This is a genomic window from Actinomyces sp. SKVG-SVH-4(1) (assembly GCF_048514265.1).
GTDB lineage: Bacteria > Actinomycetota > Actinomycetes > Actinomycetales > Actinomycetaceae > Actinomyces > Actinomyces oris.
This window is the reverse complement of record NZ_JBGEVE010000003.1, coordinates 41,026-56,803: the sequence shown is the minus strand read 5'-3', so window position 1 is coordinate 56,803 and position 15,778 is coordinate 41,026. Positions and strand designations below refer to the sequence as shown.

The 15,778-nt window shown below is 71.6% G+C and carries 10 protein-coding genes; 4 read left to right on the top strand and 6 right to left on the bottom strand.

Annotation, left to right across the window (positions count from 1 at the left end):
• Positions 1 to 333: 333 nt before the first annotated feature.
• The gene (gene gdhA, locus AB7V09_RS03615; RefSeq protein WP_009405620.1) at positions 334 to 1,671 is read right to left on the bottom strand and encodes an NADP-specific glutamate dehydrogenase; all 1,338 of its coding nucleotides are present in this window, start codon (positions 1,669 to 1,671) and stop codon (positions 334 to 336) included.
• A 187-nt stretch (positions 1,672 to 1,858) separates the two neighbouring features.
• On the opposite strand from gdhA, the gene AB7V09_RS03610 reads away from it, so the two are divergent.
• Positions 1,859 to 2,692 carry a class I SAM-dependent methyltransferase gene (locus AB7V09_RS03610; protein ID WP_419142947.1) on the top strand — a complete coding sequence of 278 codons (834 nt, stop codon included), beginning with the start codon at positions 1,859 to 1,861 and terminating at the stop codon, positions 2,690 to 2,692.
• 37 nt (positions 2,693 to 2,729) lie between these two features.
• On the opposite strand, the gene AB7V09_RS03605 is transcribed toward AB7V09_RS03610, so the two are convergent.
• Positions 2,730 to 3,743: a TIGR01777 family oxidoreductase gene (locus tag AB7V09_RS03605; protein ID WP_419142946.1), complete on the bottom strand. Its 1,014-nt coding sequence runs from the start codon at positions 3,741 to 3,743 to the stop codon at positions 2,730 to 2,732.
• Between the two features lie 172 nt (positions 3,744 to 3,915).
• Between AB7V09_RS03605 and AB7V09_RS03600 the strand changes: the two genes are divergently transcribed.
• Positions 3,916 to 4,917 carry a hypothetical protein gene (locus AB7V09_RS03600; RefSeq protein ID WP_419142945.1) on the top strand — a complete coding sequence of 334 codons (1,002 nt, stop codon included), beginning with the start codon at positions 3,916 to 3,918 and terminating at the stop codon, positions 4,915 to 4,917.
• Positions 4,918 to 4,923: 6 nt separating this feature from the next.
• Here AB7V09_RS03600 and AB7V09_RS03595 read toward each other — a convergent pair whose 3' ends face one another.
• The 3 genes from AB7V09_RS03595 to AB7V09_RS03585 form a co-directional block, all read right to left on the bottom strand.
• On the bottom strand, positions 4,924 to 5,661 hold the full coding sequence (locus AB7V09_RS03595) for a CDP-alcohol phosphatidyltransferase family protein (protein WP_003787666.1): 738 nt from the start codon (positions 5,659 to 5,661) through the stop codon (positions 4,924 to 4,926).
• 197 nt (positions 5,662 to 5,858) lie between these two features.
• Positions 5,859 to 9,836: an eIF2A-related protein gene (locus AB7V09_RS03590; protein ID WP_419142944.1), complete on the bottom strand. Its 3,978-nt coding sequence runs from the start codon at positions 9,834 to 9,836 to the stop codon at positions 5,859 to 5,861.
• A gap of 632 nt (positions 9,837 to 10,468) precedes the next feature.
• Complete coding sequence (locus AB7V09_RS03585; protein WP_419142943.1) at positions 10,469 to 10,861, bottom strand: VOC family protein; 393 nt, start codon at positions 10,859 to 10,861, stop codon at positions 10,469 to 10,471.
• A 55-nt stretch (positions 10,862 to 10,916) separates the two neighbouring features.
• Here AB7V09_RS03585 and AB7V09_RS03580 point away from each other — a divergent pair, with 55 nt between their 5' ends.
• A complete protein-coding gene (locus tag AB7V09_RS03580; RefSeq protein WP_419142942.1) occupies positions 10,917 to 11,393 on the top strand; it encodes a hypothetical protein in 477 nt (158 codons plus the stop codon).
• 188 nt (positions 11,394 to 11,581) lie between these two features.
• Here AB7V09_RS03580 and purL read toward each other — a convergent pair whose 3' ends face one another.
• Entirely contained in the window at positions 11,582 to 13,942 is a 2,361-nt protein-coding gene (purL, locus tag AB7V09_RS03575) for a phosphoribosylformylglycinamidine synthase subunit PurL (protein WP_419142941.1), read from the bottom strand.
• A gap of 227 nt (positions 13,943 to 14,169) precedes the next feature.
• Here purL and AB7V09_RS03570 point away from each other — a divergent pair, with 227 nt between their 5' ends.
• On the top strand, positions 14,170 to 15,582 hold the full coding sequence (locus AB7V09_RS03570; RefSeq protein WP_075413986.1) for a glycosyltransferase: 1,413 nt from the start codon (positions 14,170 to 14,172) through the stop codon (positions 15,580 to 15,582).
• Positions 15,583 to 15,778: the final 196 nt, after the last annotated feature.

The following is a 15,778-nucleotide window of genomic DNA, read 5'->3' as shown; positions in this document are numbered from 1 at the left end:
GAGGGATGGTGACCCGGGAGAAGGTGAGGAGAGGAACATGGGTCACCGTATGCGCCCCTGCGATACGGGGCATTATTTTTCGTGGCACTCACTGACATTCATCAGACGGCGCTCGTACCCGCCTCCCCCGGGTGCCCGTCCACGCCGTCGGGCCATGCCTCCACAGCGGGAGCGAGGCGAGGAACGAGCCGCGCGAATGGTTGCCATGAGCGTCGATCCCACTCCCCTCCCATGCCCACGCCCCGTCCCACGCGACAACGACGGCGTCCGCCGCCTCGTTCTCAGAGGCGACGGACGCCGTCGCTGTGGGCGCGAGCCCGGATCAGCCAGGTATCAGACGATGCCGTGGGCGATCATGACGTCGGCAACGCGGGTGAAACCGGCCGCGTTGGCGCCGAGCACGTAGTCGCCGGGGCGGCCGTACTCCTCGGCCGCGGCGACGCAGGAGTCGTGAATGTCGGCCATGATGCCGGTCAGCTTGGCCTCGGCGGTGGCGAAGTCCCAGCGGGTGCGGCCGGCGTTCTGCTCCATCTCGAGGGCGGAGGTCGCCACGCCACCGGCGTTGGCGGCCTTACCGGGGCCGAAGAGGATGCCGGCCTTCTGGAAGGCCTCGACGGCCTCCGGGGTGGAGGGCATGTTGGCGCCCTCGGAGACCACGCCGCAGCCGCCCCGCAGCAGGGTGTTCGCGGCGTCGCCGTCGAGCTCGTTCTGGGTGGCGCAGGGCAGGGCGACGTCGCCGGGGACGTCCCACACGGAGCCGCCGGTCACGAGGCGGGCACCGGGGCGACGCTCGACGTAGTCGGCCACGCGGCCGCGCTCGACCTCCTTGACCTGCTTGAGCAGCTCGAGGTCCACCCCGGCCTCGTCGACGACGTAGCCGGAGGAGTCGGAGAAGGTGATGGGGGTGGCACCGAGCTGCTGGGCCTTCTCGATGGCGTAGATCGCCACGTTCCCGGCACCGGAGACGAGGACCTTCTTGCCCTCGAGGGACTCACCCTTGGTGGCGAGCATGGACTGGGCGAAGAGCACGGTGCCGTAGCCGGTGGCCTCGGTGCGCACGAGGGAGCCGCCCCAGGCCAGGCCCTTACCGGTGAGAACGCCGGCGTCGTAGGAGTTCCGCAGGCGCTTGTACTGGCCGAACATGTAGCCGATCTCGCGGCCGCCCACGCCGATGTCGCCGGCGGGCACGTCGGTGGAGGGGCCGATGTGGCGGGCCAGCTCGGTCATGAAGGACTGGCAGAAGCGCATGACCTCGGCGTCGGAGCGGCCGTGCGGGTCGAAGTCGGAGCCGCCCTTGCCGCCGCCGATGCCCTGGGCGGTCAGGGCGTTCTTGAAGATCTGCTCGAAGCCGAGGAACTTGATGATGCCGGCGTTGACCGAGGGGTGGAAGCGCAGGCCGCCCTTGTAGGGGCCCAGCGCGGAGTTGAACTCGATGCGGAAGCCGCGGTTGACGTGGACCTGGCCGGCGTCGTCGACCCAGGGAACCCGGAACATGATCTGGCGCTCGGGCTCGACGATGCGCTCCAGGAGGGCGCCCTCGGCGTAGTGGGGGTGCTTGGCGATGACGGGATCGAGGGACTCGAGCACCTCGTGGACGGCCTGATGGAACTCGACCTCTCCACGGTTGCGAGCCACAACCTGCTCATAGACCTTTTCGACAACGTCCTGCATGGGGGACTCCTTCGCCTAGCGGAATAAGCTCAGCACCTGGCTGGTCGCCGCGGCGCCGCGAGAAGACTTCCACCGAGACGTTCACTGAGACGAAACATCTCGCGATCCGGAGGAAACATAGCCGTCGCAAAGGCCGCATTCCGGACGTTTGCGCAACACAGATCACATTCCTGGAGGATCTGGAGACATGAGTAGTGAACAGCTTTCAGACGGTTCCGTCGAGACGGCCCGCTACACCCACGGTCACAGTGCGGCGGTGCTCAACGCGCACTCGCGGCGCGGCGCGGCGGACTCGGCCGCCTACCTGCTTGCCCACCTGCGTACGGGAATGGACCTGCTCGACGTCGGCTGCGGGCCGGCGTCCATCACCGCGGATCTCGCTGAGCGCGTCGCCCCGGGGCGGGTCGTGGCCCTCGATGCCGCGGCCGGCGCCCTGGAGGCGGCTCGGGCGACGCTTCGCGACCGGGGGCTGTCCGAGCAGGTGGAGGTGACCAGCGGGGACGTCATGGCCCTGCCCTTCGAGGACGCCTCCTTCGACGTCGTCCACGCCCACCAGGTTCTTCAGCACCTCGCGGACCCGGTGGGCGCCCTGGCCGAGATGCGCCGCGTCACCCGCCCCGGCGGGATCGTGGCCGTGCGCGACGCCGTCTACTCCGCCATGACCTGGTTCCCCGAGCCCGCGGGCATGGAGCAGTGGCGCTCGGTCTACATGGCCACCGCCCGGGCCAACGGCGGCGAGCCCGACGCCGGGAGCCGGCTACTGTCCTGGGCCCGGGCGGCGGGCTTCACCGACGTGACGGCCTCGGCCTCCACCTGGTGCTACGCCACGCCTGCCGATCGGGCCTGGCAGTCGCAGACCTGGGCGCAGCGGTGCCTGACCTCCTTCGGTCCGCGGGCCGTCGAGCTGGGACTGGCGGACGGGGCCGACCTGGAGGCGATGGCCCAGGCGTGGCGGCAGTGGGGAGACAGCGAGGACGCCTGGTTCGTCGTCGTGCACGGTGAGGTCCTGGCCCGCGTCTGAGGGCGGGTGCACGGGATCGACCGGCACCGGTCAGGCCTCAGGTGCCCAGTGCCCAGATCGAGGCCGCGTCCGGCGCGGTGAAGCGGAAGCCGGAGGCGAGCAGCGCCCGGGGGACCGCTCGCTGGGAGGCACCGAGCAGCTCGGCGAGCATCCCGCCGATGCTTCCGGTACTGCCACCCGCCCCGGCCCTGCCCGCCCGGTCCAGCAGGAACTGGGGCACCACCGCCACCGAGGGCGGGCCGCCGGCCCGCGACAGCAGCCGGTGGAGGTCGCGATTGCGCAGCGGCTCGGGCGCGGTCAGGTTGACCGGCCCGTGGACGTCGTCGTGCTCGATGGCCCACAGGAGCCCGGCCGCGGCATCCTCCAGGGCGATCCACGGCTGCCACTGGTCACCGCGGCCCAGCCGGGCCCCCGCCCCGACCCGGTAGGCGGCGCCGAGGATCCTGCCCAGCCCGCCCGAGGAGCTGACCACCAGGCCCGTGCGGGACTGGACCGTGCGCAGCCCGGCCTGCGCCGCCGGGCCCGCAACGGACTCCCAACGCCGGCACAGCTCGGACAGGAATCCCTCACCCGGGCCGCTGGCCTCGGTGAGGATCTCCTCGCCCCGATCCCCGTAGAAGCCGGAGGCCGATCCGCTCAGCAGGACCTCGGGTCGCCCGGCCGGGGGCAGGCCCGCGGCGACACGGGCGATGAGGGCGGTGGTGGACAGGCGCGAGGCCGCCAGCTCGCGACGGCGCGCCGGCGTCCAGGGGCGCGGCGCAATCGGGGCGCCCGACAGGCAGACCACGGCCCTGGCGCCCTCCAGGGCGCTGGGCGGCAGGAGGCGCTCGGCGGGTGCCCACCAGGCGTGCTCCCTGCCGGAGTCATCGACCTCGATGCCCTCCCGCAGTTCCCCACCCGCTGCGCTGCGGTGGAGGATCCGGATCCTCCAGCCGCTGTCCCGGGCCAGGTCCGCCAGGCGGGATCCGATGAGGCCCGCTCCGGCCACGACGAGCAACCCCGGGTCGCCGCGCCGGCTGGACCGCTCTGAGGGGGTGGCGTGAGTACTCATGAACTCACCCTAGGCGCTCGGCTGCCCCACGGGCCCCGGTCCCGGCCGCGCCCCTACCGACGAGGCGAGGGGAGGCAGGTCTCCGCTCTCTTCCGGCCAGGAGTGAGCCGTATCGGTCCACAGGATGCACAGGATGCACACAACGGGCACCCACTCCTTTAGGCTCTTCCCAATGCCCGAACACACCCCCGCTTCCCGCTCCTCCGTGATGGACCTGATGGCTCTGCGCTCCGTCACGGAGCTTCCCGTCACCCGGCGCCATGTCCTGGACCCCGAGGTCCTGCGGACGGTGGCGGCCGTCGACAGGGTCGGCGACCTGACGCGCTTCAACGTCGCTGAGGTGCCCGAACTGGCCCAGCTATCCGCCCCCGAGGAGCTGCTGGCGCCCGACGAGCGCGGCTGGGCCCTGGGGCACGCCCTGTCCCTGGCCGTGGAGCACGGGCAGCGCCTGTGGCTGAGCGAGGTTCCCACGCAGCGGCTGGGGCTGCTGCGGAGCGTCCTGGGTGAGCACCTCGTCCACATCGCCTCCCTAGAAACACCCGACGGCGCCGAGACACCGCGGACCGACGGTGCCGGTCAGGGCGAGGGCAGCGTCGTCGTCGCCGTGAGCCCGCGCCGTCTCCTGGACGAGTGGGCCACCGGGACGCCTGAGCAGATCCGCTACCTGCGCACTGTGCTGGAGGGGACGGACCCGCTGCGCGTCTCCCGGCACACCCTGGCCGCCCTGCAGGAGGCGAAGGTGGACCTGGTGCCGCGCGCCGGCATCGTCCGTCTGCTGCACAACCCCCGCTTCCTGGCCTACGCGACGGTGTTCATCTACTCCTCGCTGCGGGCGCTCCCGGCCGTCTACGCCCCCGGCTTCCGCGGCAACCCCTGGGTGCTGTGGGCCATCGACATCATCACCGCAGTGCCCTACACCTGGGGGATCATCGCCATGGTGGCGGGCAAGCGGCGCCGCATCCGCTTCGCCGGCTTCCTCGTCACCCTCATCACCTTCGTGGCGCCCTACGTGTACTTCTTCCTGGCGGGCGACGACGGACACGGCAACCAGTACCCCGGCTGGGTCATCATGGTGGTCATCGGCCTGGTGCTGGCCACCTTCCTGCTGGAGGGCGGCCGCTGGCTGCGTGACGTGGCGGTCGCCCGGGGGCTGCGCGCCCCCGGGGACGGTTAGTCCGGCCTACGCCGCTGCCGCAGTCGATTCCTCCCCGCGGATCGAGCGCAGCACCCCGGCGAGCAGGAACCACCCGCCCGAGACGATGAGGACGGCGACCGCGCTGAGCGGCCGGTGGGGGTAGATCGCCACCAGCCAGCAGGTGGCCAGGAACCATACGGCCACCGCACCGATGTTGAGGGCGCGGAAGCGCTTGACGCGGGCCGGGTGCGCGTAGTGCGTGGGCACCAGGGTCAGCACCACGAAGATGAGGGTGACGATGATGTTGAAGACCGCCGGGGTCTGGAGCACGTAGAACATGAGGGCCACGATGTTCCAGGCTGCCGGGAAGCCCACGAAGTAGTAGTCGGTGGACTTCCACTGCTTGTTGGCGTAGCAGAACATCGACGAGCTCAGGACGAGGGCCATGAGCAGGCCCGCCAGCGGCCTGGGGCCCATTGGCAGGGCCACGTACATGAAGACCGCCGGGATGAAGGTCCAGGTGAGGTAGTCGACGACGATGTCAACGATGCCGCCATCGAACCAGGGGATGATCTCGGAGACCCGGGCGCGCCGGGCCAGGGTGCCGTCAACGCCGTCGACGACGAGGGCGACGAGCAGCCAGACCCACATCCACGTGAACTCCCGGCGGGGGTGGATGGTGGCGAGCATGGCCAGGCTGGCCCACACCAGTCCGGACATGGTCAAGATGTGCACTGCCCAGGCGGCGACACGGGCCCGTGCCGGGTACTGCGCCGTCGACACAGACGTCCCCTCTCGGTGGATAACACTGACGGCCGGAAGTCTATGCGGTTCACAGCCCCAGCACCTATCCCCCGGCGGGAGCTCCCGAGCGATCCCCGTCTCCCTCGGACCGCTCGAGAAGCGAGTGCGCCCCCGTACCTGCCGGTCGGGGGCGCACTCGAAACTGCCGGGCGCCGGGGAGGCGCGCGGGAGATGACTCACATGCTCACGTTGCGGAAGTCGAAGGGGTAGATCCCCATGGGGTTCCAGTGGGCGATGAGGCGCGCACCGCAGGGCCGATCGTGGGCCCACAGCTCGCTGCTGATGACGACGCCGCCGCCCTCCAGCTCGCTGAGATCGAGGCGGTGGTGGCCGTCCACGTAGTCGTCGGCCTGCTCAAGGGGGTAGAGGGTCAGGTCCGACGCGGGGCTCGACAGGCCCGCCAGCTGCTCATCGAGGCCGGCCAGGTCGTTGCCGGCCATGCCGTAGCGACTCGCCAGCTCGTTGACGTCACGGCGCGCGATGGCGGCGACGAACTCCTGGACCTCGGTGTAGATCCGCTGGCGCAGGTCCGCGCTCCCCCAGGGCGCCGGGGTCGGCTCAGTCGGCTCGGCCGCCTCAGTGGGCTCGACTGGTTCCTCCTCGGCGCTCGGCCGGTCCTCGGCGGCAGCCTCGGCCTGCGCGGTCTGGGCGACCTCAGTCTCCGCGGGCTCGAGCGGCCTGTCCGAGTTCTCCTGGCCCTGCGGATACTCGGCGGGGGCCTGCTCAGCCTGGGCCTCTGGCACCGCGTGGTCCTCGGGCTCGCCCTCAGGCGTTGAGGCGGTCGGCGCGGAGGTGGCCTCAGCGCCGGAGGGCACCGGCACCTCGGGGGCCGCCGCGTCGGCCACATCGGTAGCCTCGGCGACGTCGGTGACGTCCATCGGCCCGCCGGCGCGCGCCGTCTCAGCGGTGTCCGCGATGGGCGGCACCGTCGCCTCGACTGGGGCAACGACCTCGGGGGCCTGCTTCGGCGCCGGCCCACCGGCCTCCTCGGAGAGGTCGAGGGTGACCTCATCGCTCTCGTGGCCGGCGGCGTCGGCCGGAGTCAGGGAGAACTCGAGCTGGTCGGGGGCGACAGTCTCACCGGTGGGCGCGGCTACAGGCTCACCACCGGCATGCTCGACGGCGGGGATCGCCACCGGCTCATAGGCGGACTCGGCCGTGCCGGAGGACTGGGCCACCTCGGTCGGCAGAGCCAGCTCAGGCTCGGCAGGCACGGCCGCTTCGGCGCCGTCCTCGACGACGTGCTCCGGGGCAGCATCGGCCGGGGTCTGAGCCGTGGCGGCGGCATGCCGGGCCCGGCGCGCGTTGTCGGCGGGCTCCGTGACGGGAGCCGGGACGGCAAGCGCGTCGGCACCGGCCTCAGCGTCGACCTCCTGGCTGGCCTCGGAGGTGCTCAGCACGGGCTGCTCCTCCTCCTCGGGAGCGGTCAGGCTCTGCGGCATCTCAACCATCGCGGGCGGCGTCACGGCCGGGGCGCTCACCTCACCGTCCACGAGGCCCTGGTCCACGGGGAAGGGCTGGACAAGAAGGGTCTCCCCCGTCGGCGCGGCGACCGGTTCGGTCTCGGCCGGCGCGACCGGCTGCCCGAGGGCATCGGGGGCCTCAGGGGTCTCAGCGGCCTCGGCCGGCGTGTGAGCGGTCTCAGCCGCGTGCCGGGCCTGGTGAGCTGCGGCCGGATCCACCACCTCGGGGGCGGGGGCCGGTGCGGGGATCTCGGAGTCCTCGGCCTCGGTGGAGCCGGACTCCTCGACCTGCGGGTCCTGCGCCTGGGCGGGAGCCTCCTCGATGAGGGGCTCGCCGGCAGGGGCCGACGGCTCCGGGGCCTGGGCGGGAGTGTTCTCAGGGGACTGGGAAGCGACGGGCTGCTCGACGTCGGCACCGGACTGGGCCGGGGCCGGCTCGGTCTCCTGCTGCGCGGGTGCGGCGAAGACGGAGGGGGCAACGGCGGGCTCGGCGAGCGGGTCGACCTCCGGCGCCTCGGAGGGCTCGGTGTTCTCGGGAGCCGGAGACTCCTCGGGAACCTGGGGCTCCTCAACCGGCTCGGGCGCCGTCGGGTCCTCGTCAGCGGCCTCGGCCGGGGACGGCTCCGCGACGGCCTCGGGCAGCGGGTCGTGGTTGAGGAACTGGCGCCGCTCCACGCCCACGCGGGTGAGCTGGCCGGCAAGGATCTCGGGGCGGCCGAGGTAGTCCCAAACCTCCCCGGGGCCCGAGCGCAGACTCAGGGAGGGAGCGTCGAGGATGGCGACCCCGCCGTCGGGCAGGAAGCACAGGAACAGCCCGGTCATCTCGCCGGTGGTGGCGTCCCACAGGCGCACGGTGCCGTCCTCGGAGCCGGTGAGAATCCTGGTGCCGTCGGGGCTCCACTGCGCGTCGGTGACGCCGAAACGGTGGCCGGCCAGGGACAGGACGACCTTGCCGGAGACCTCGTCCCACACGCGCACGACGCCGTCGTCGAAGCCGGCCAGCACCTTGGTGCCGTCGGGGCTCCAGGCGTAGGAGCGGACCATGGCGGCGGCGTCGCGCAGCGTCACGAGCTCGCCGGAGGTGATGACGTCCCAGACGTGGGCGGCGCCGTCGGCGCTGCCGGTGACGACACGCGGGCCCCCTTGAGTCCACACGACGTCGCGCACCCAGTTGCCGGTGTAGGTGTGGATGACCTCGCCGGTGGCGGCGTCCCAGATGCGGGCCGTCCCGTCCTGGGAGCCGGTCAGGGCGCGCTGGCCGTTGGGGCTCCAGGCGACCGAGGTAATCATGTCGCTGTGGCCCTCGAGGGTCAGGAGGCGCTCACCGCGGGCGGCGTCCCAGATCGCGGCGCGGTCGTCCCCCAGTCCGGTGAGGATGCGCTCGCTGTCCGGGCTCCAGGCGATGTCGTTGACGTCGTCCTCCCCGGCGGTCAGGGCCTGGACGACGTCGCCGGTGGAGGCATCCAGGATGAGGACGCGGGGCGAGAGGTAGGAGGAGGTGGCCAGGCGGGTGCCGTCCGGGCTCCAGACGACCTCGCTCAGCTCCCGGGCACCGTTGTCGACGGTGAGGCGCGGCTGACCGGTGGTGGCGTCCCAGACGCGGTTGCCACCGATCTTGGCGCCGATGCTGAGCCTGGTGCCGTCGGGGCTCCAGGAGACGGTCTCCACGGAGTTACCGGCCCCCAGGACGAGCTGGGTCTGGCCGGTGGCGGCGTCCCAGACGCGCACGGTGTCATCGTGCGAGCCGGTGGCCACGCGGCTCGAGTCCGGGCTCCAGGCCAGGGCACAGGCCCACTGGTGGTGGCCGCGCAGGCTGAGCAGCTCCTCGCCGGTGGCGGCGTCCCAGATGTGGGCGGTGGTGCCGGAGATGTCGTCGGTGATGATGCGGCTGCCGTCGGGGCTCCAGGAGACGACGCTGACCCAGTGGCGCTCGCGGCCGTGGAGGCTGAGGACCTCCTCGCCGGTGGCGGCGTCCCAGACCCGGGGCTCGGCCGAGTCGAAGGCGGTGATGATGCGACGCGAGTCCGGGCTCCATGACAGGCCGGTCATCGGCTCGATCGGGCCGACGTGGGTCGGCCTGCCGTCGGGGCCCATGGTGGCGCCGCGCCCCACGAAGGCCATGGGGCCCACGCGCAGCAGCTCGGTACCGGTGGTGACGTCCCAGACGCGGGCGGTGCCGTCGTCGGAGGCGGTGGCCACGCGGGTCCCGTCCGGGCTCCACGACACCGCGGTGAGGTGCTCCGTGTGCCCCGACAGGGTGCGTACCACCTGACCGCTGGCGGCGTCCCAGATGCGGGCCGAGGCGTCGTCGAAGCTGGTGAGGATGCGGGTGGAGTCGGGGCTCCAGGCCACCGCCCCGCCCACGCCGGAGCCGCCGACTCCCAGGGTCAGCAGGTCGGCGCCGGTGGTCGCGTCCCAGACACGCACGCTGTGGTCCTCCGCCGCAGTGAGGAGCCGCGTGCCATCGGGGCTCCAGGCCACCGCGCTGATGGACAGGCTGGGGCCGGCCAGCGCGAACAACTCGGTGCCGCGGTTCGCGTCCCAGACGCGGGCCGTGCCGTCGTGCGATCCGGACAGGAGCCGCGTGCCGTCCGGGCTCCAGGCCACACCCCACAGCGCGTCGAAGTGGCCGGCATACAGTGACACCTCACGAGGGTCGATCGTCGTCGAGGTCTCTGAAGGCACAGTCATGGTTGAAGTCTAGAGATCTCTGCGAGGTATCTGCGGCATCTTGAGCCGATTGCGAGCAGTTACCTGAGTGATATCTGGCAAATCCGGGGCTGAGAGGGCGCCACGCCGAGTGCGCGACACGCTGAGAGGCCGCCTTCCGCACCACCGCGCCCCGTTCGGGCAGGTGCGGGAGGGCGTTGCACTACCTGCCTCGACCGACTCGCCCGCCGCTTCGATATCTTCCTGAGACTCCCGGGGAATTGGCGGGAATTGTCGCCGGGGCGACCTCGATGTCAATTCAGGCGCCGCGCGAGCCCAACACCGCCGCCTCACCGCAGCGTCATCATCTGCCCACCGTGCCCAGGCCTCCAGGCCCTCTCCACCTCTCCGCCGAGCCCTGTCATCTCCCTGGCGAACAGCCGCCTCCCCTCCGCCACATCTCTCAGACCGTCGCCCCTCTCCACCATCTCCGGGCCTGCCACCGACACTGACGAGGACATTCCACGCGGCCGGGTGCACGTCACTCCGGGCGGGGGCATCCTGCGCGTCCGGGGACAGGATTCCCGTCCCCGACGGCGTCGAACGTCCCCGGCCGTACAGAAATGTCCCCGACGGCGGGCTCACGCAGCAGAGGTGGGGCAGGCAGGCGACGCTCAGTCGCCGGCGCCGTGGAAGACGGCCTCGAGGTTGTTGCCGTCGGGGTCGAGGACGAAGGCCCCGTAGTAGCCGGGGTGGTAGTGCGGGCGCTCGCCGGGACCTCCGTTGTCGGTGCCTCCCGCCGCGAGGGCCGCCTCATGGAAGGCGTCCACCTGCGCCGTCGACGACGCCGCCAGCGCGATATGGCAGGGCGTCGGATTCTCCGCCGGGGCCAGCCACAGGTCCGCGTGGACCGGGGCGTCCTCCTCCGCGCCGGGCGTCGGCCCGGCCAGTCCGGTGACGGGCCCGAACTCCATGACGACGCGGTAGCCCAGCGGCGCGAGGGCCGCCTCGTAGAAGGCCTTCGAGGCCGCCGGATCACTGACACTCACAGAGGCATGATCGATCATGCCTCCAGGCTACCCACTGGTTGATACACGGCGGGCGCATTGACAGGCTCCAGCCATGACATCTTCCGCAGCCCCCTTCCCACGCCCCACACGATCAGCCGACATCGAGTCCATCATCACCATCATCGCTTGGGGCGCCCAGGTGGTGAGCGTCATCGTGTCCAACCACGTCCTCGACGCCTCCACGCTCGTGCCGCCGAGTTTCACGGACAGCTCGTCACCCGATGTTGGCCTCAATCTCGTGAGTCTCGTGCGGACGATGAACGGCGTCATCCTGATTCTGGCCGTCATCGGCTTCATCACCGCGTTCTATGTCGTCGCGGCTGACAACAAGATGGGCGGGGCAGTCCTCAGCGTGGCACTGGCCGGCATCTCCCTGTCCGTCTCACTGACCATCGGTTGCCTCGTCACGGCAGAGGCGTCCAGCCCGAGCGCCTGGATCTACCTCGTGAACGTCCTGCCGGCCGTGGTGCTGCTTGTTTCCGCAGCGACACTCCACCGTCACGCGTCAACACCTGAGGTGGCGCAGTAAGGAGGCGCGTCGCCGGCGCAGCAGGGCGGACCGACGGGGACATTCCACACGGCCGGGTGCGTGTGACCCCAGGCGGGGCCATCCTGCGCGTTCGGGGACAGGATTCCGGTCCCCGACGGCGTCGAACGTCCCCGGCCGCACGGGAACGTCCCCGGCCGTAGAGAAATGTCCCCGTCGGCGAGTGCGACTCAGAACAGCGCCGGCAGGACACCCTCGACGTCGGCCCCGAGCTCGGCCAGGTCCAGGACGAGGGGGCGCCCGGCGCCGCCGTCGGAGAGCAGGTCACTGCCGGCCACGACGAGCAGGTCACCGCCAGTGGTCCCCAGGCGCGCCACGGCGACGTCCTCGGCCTCGGCGGCCGCGGTGACGGCGGGCACGAGCTCCTCGCGTACGGCGACGATCGCGCGGGCCCCGGACTCGGAGAACAGGGCGGTGAAGTCATCCACGCCCTCCTCCTGGATGGCGGTCAGGTCCACGCTGGCTCCGACGCCGCAGCGCAGGCAGGAGTCCACGAGGGTCTGGATGAGGCCGCCGGTCGAGCAGTCGTGGGCGGCGCGCACCAGCGGCTCGCCGCCGGGGCCCTCCGCCTCGCTCAGGGCCAGCAGCACCCGCCCGAGCGCCATCTCCGCGTCGAGGTCGACGCGCGGGGGCAGCCCACCGAGGTGGTCGTAGACCACACGGGACCAGGCCGAGCCGTCGAGCTCGTCGGCGGTGGTGCCCAGAGCCATGATGGCCAGGCCCTCCTCGTGCCAGCCCGAGGGGTTGGCTCGGCGCACGTCGTCCATGACGCCCAGGACGCCGACGACGGGCGTGGGGTTGATCGAGGAGTCGATCTGCCCCTTGACCTTGCCGTGGGAGTTGTAGAGGGAGACGTTGCCGCCAGTGACCGGCACGCCCATGACGGCGCAGGCGTCGGCCAGGCCGGTGATGGCCTCGACGAGCTGCCACATGGCGTCGGGGTCCTCCGGCGAGCCGAAGTTGAGGCAGTCGGTGACGGCCAGGGGCCGGGCGCCCACGGTGCACACGTTGCGGTAGGACTCGGCCAGGGCCTGGGAGGCACCGGTGGCGGGGTCGAGCTTGGTGAAGCGGCCGTTGGCGTCGGTGGAGATGGCCACGCCGCGGCCGGTGGCCTCATCGACGCGGATGACGCCGGCGTCGTCGGGCTGGCACAGGGCGGTGTCGCCACGCACGAAGCGGTCGTACTGGTCGGTCACCCAGGCGGTGGAGGCCTGGTTGGGGCTGGTGACGACGGCGCGCACCTGCTCGGCCAGCTCGGTGGTGGACTCGGGGCGGGCCAGGCGCTCGGTGGTGTCGGCGTTGAGCGCGTCCTGCCAGGCGGGGCGGGCGTAGGGGCGCTCGTAGGTGGGACCCTCGTGGGCCACGGTGCGCGGGTCGACGTCGACGATCCGCTCCCCGAAGTGGTCGATGGTCAGCCGGCCCGAGCCGTTGACCTCCCCGATGACGGCGGCCTCGACGTCCCACTTGTCGATGACGGCCATGAACTCCTCGAGCTTGTCGGGCGCGACGACGGCCATCATGCGCTCCTGGGACTCGCTCATGAGGATCTCCCCGGCGGTCAGGGTGGGGTCGCGCAGGAGCACCTTCTCCAGGTCGACGTGCATGCCGCCGTCGCCGTTGGAGGCCAGCTCGGAGGTGGCGCAGGAGATGCCGGCGGCGCCCAGGTCCTGGATGCCGAGCACGAGCCCGGCGCCGAACAGGTCCAGGCAGCACTCGATGAGGACCTTCTCCATGAAGGGGTCGCCCACCTGGACGCTGGGGCGCTTGGCGGGCATGCCGTCCTCGAAGGACTCCGAGGCCAGGATGGAGGCCCCGCCGATGCCGTCCCCGCCGGTGCGGGCCCCGAAGAGCACCACCTTGTTGCCGGCGCCGGTGGCGTTGGCCAGGTGGATGTCCTCGTGGCGCAGCACGCCCACGCACAAGGCGTTGACCAGTGGGTTCTCCTGGTAGGAGGAGTCGAACTCGGTCTCGCCGCCGATGTTGGGCAGGCCCAGGGAGTTGCCGTAGGTGCCCACGCCGGCCACGACGCCGTGGACGACGCGCGCGGTGTCGGGGTGGTCGACGGCGCCGAAGCGCAGCTGGTCCATGACGGCCACGGGCCGCGCGCCCATGGAGATGATGTCGCGCACGATGCCGCCCACGCCGGTGGCGGCCCCCTGGTAGGGCTCGACATAGCTGGGGTGGTTGTGGGACTCGACCTTGTAGGTCACGGCCCAGCCGTCACCGATATCGACGACGCCGGCGTTCTCCCCCATCCCGACCAGGAGGTGCTCGCGCATCTCGGGGGTGGTCTTGGCGCCGAACTGGCGCAGGTGAATCTTGGAGGACTTGTAGGAGCAGTGCTCGGACCACATGACCGAGTACATGGCCAGCTCGGCGTTGGTGGGGCGGCGCCCCAGCAGCTCGCGGATGGACTCGTACTCGTCGGCCTTGAGGCCCAGCTCCTTCCAGGGCATCTCCCTGTCGGGCGTCGCGGCGGCGTCGGCGACGGTGTCGGGGTGGGCGGCGGGGATCATGGGCTCGGACGCCATGGGGGCTCCTGGTTGACGGGGGAGTGCGGCCGGGCCAAGCCTACCCACGCCCGCGGAACCTCACACCACCACCCGCGCGGGACCGAGCCCCGCACACCCCGAGCACTCCACGCGAGCCCGATCGGCGCTCTGCGGAATCCAGCCAGAAGAATGCCGAAACAGCAACAAGACGCCACGCCCAAGCCCAAAGTGCTGCGCCTCACAAGAATTCGGGGGAAGATCATGGCATGAGAGACATCGACGTCGCCCCGCTGCCCCTGTCGCACTTGGAGAGCCACCTGGACGAGGTGGCCATCAAACGACTGCACACCAGCCTGACCGGGGCCGAGGCCCTGCTGGAGGGGCGCACCGTGTGGACGGTCACGCCGTCGGCAGCCGCCGGCTCGGGGCCTGCGGAGACGGTCGCCCCCCTCGTGGGCTACTCCCTGGGCGCCGGCCTCAACGTGCGCTGGCTGACCCTGGATGCCCCCGAGGAGTTCACCCGGATCGCGGCCCGCCTGCACGCCGGCATCCACGGGGACCACGGCGACGGCGGCAAGCTCGGGGACAAGCAGCGCGACATCTACGAGCACGTCCTGGCCTCCAACGCGGAGAACATCGTCGAGGAGGTCCGCCCCGACGACGTCGTCATCCTTCACGACCCACCCACGGCGGGCCTGGCCAAGGCCCTCAAGGCGGCGGGCGCAACGGTCATCTGGCGCTGCCACGCCGGGGCCGAGGGCGCGGGCGAGGCGGCCGACTACGCCTGGGCCTTCCTGGACCGCTACCTGGAGGACGTGGACCTCGTCATCGTCTCCCGCCCCGAGTACCGCCCGCCCTACATCGAGGCCGAGCGCTGCGCGGTCCTGGCTCCCTCCATCGACGCCGACTCCCCCAAGAACCGGGTCCTGGACCTGGACGAGGCCTGGTCGGTGGCGCGCCTGTCCGGGATCTTCGCCGGCGAGCCGCCCTTCGAGGCGGTGCCCTTCATGCGTCACGACGGGCGCGCCGACGCCTTCCGCGGCCTGGCCGACGACCCGGTCCTGGCCGGCGGCCCGGTGCCCCTGGGCACCCGGGTCGTCACCCAGGTCAACCGCTGGGACCGCCTCAAGGGCGGCCTGGAGCTGGTGGAGGCCTTCGCCGAGAACATCGCCGTGCTGCCCGAGGACGCCCACCTGCTGCTGGTCGGCCCGACCCCGGACGGTTCCGAGTCGCAGGCCACCCTCGCCCAGATCGTGGAGCGCTGCTCGGTGCTGCCGGAATCGGTCGCCTCGCGGATCCACGTGGCCGCAGTGAGCATGGAGGACCGGGAGGTCAACGCCACCGTCGTCAACGCCGTCCAGCGAGTCAGCTCGGTCGTCACCCAGCGCTCCCTCATCGAGGCCTTCGGACTGACCGTGGCCGAGGCGATGTGGAAGAAGGCCCCGGTGGTCGCCTCCGCGGTGGGCGGCATCCGCGACCAGATCGACGACGGCGTCGACGGCGTCCTGGTAGACCCGGCCGACGGCCTCGCCTGGGCGGAAGCCGTGCGCGACCTGCTGCTCTTCCCCGAGCGGGCCCAGGAGATGGGGCTGGCCGCCCACGAGTCCGTGCGCCGGGAGTTCCTGTCCAACCGGCACCTGCAGGACCTCCTGCAGATCGTGGCCGACCTGGTGGGCTGACGAGCCGACGAAAGAGGCCCGGCGGGGGTGTCAGTGTCCATGGCGCTGACATTAACTCCGCACAGATGCCACACGCCGCGAAACAACCGCAGAATTTCAACGATCTCCACTGGTCACTTCGACGGCGATCTCGCTCATGTCAGCGCTGTGGACACCCGGCCGCCGGTCTGGTCGGCTCCCGGGACACAGGCGCGGA

What these genes read in the sequence shown, in the direction of transcription:
- purL (WP_419142941.1), bottom strand. Translation starts at nt 13,942, where the DNA reads ATGGCGTCCGAGCCCATGATCCCCGCCGCCCACCCCGACACCGTCGCC.
- AB7V09_RS03605 (WP_419142946.1), bottom strand. Translation starts at nt 3,743, where the DNA reads ATGAGTACTCACGCCACCCCCTCAGAGCGGTCCAGCCGGCGCGGCGAC.
- AB7V09_RS03580 (WP_419142942.1), top strand. Translation starts at nt 10,917, where the DNA reads ATGACATCTTCCGCAGCCCCCTTCCCACGCCCCACACGATCAGCCGAC.
- AB7V09_RS03610 (WP_419142947.1), top strand. Translation starts at nt 1,859, where the DNA reads ATGAGTAGTGAACAGCTTTCAGACGGTTCCGTCGAGACGGCCCGCTAC.
- gdhA (WP_009405620.1), bottom strand. Translation starts at nt 1,671, where the DNA reads ATGCAGGACGTTGTCGAAAAGGTCTATGAGCAGGTTGTGGCTCGCAAC.
- AB7V09_RS03600 (WP_419142945.1), top strand. Translation starts at nt 3,916, where the DNA reads ATGCCCGAACACACCCCCGCTTCCCGCTCCTCCGTGATGGACCTGATG.
- AB7V09_RS03585 (WP_419142943.1), bottom strand. Translation starts at nt 10,861, where the DNA reads ATGATCGATCATGCCTCTGTGAGTGTCAGTGATCCGGCGGCCTCGAAG.
- AB7V09_RS03590 (WP_419142944.1), bottom strand. Translation starts at nt 9,836, where the DNA reads ATGACTGTGCCTTCAGAGACCTCGACGACGATCGACCCTCGTGAGGTG.
- AB7V09_RS03570 (WP_075413986.1), top strand. Translation starts at nt 14,170, where the DNA reads ATGAGAGACATCGACGTCGCCCCGCTGCCCCTGTCGCACTTGGAGAGC.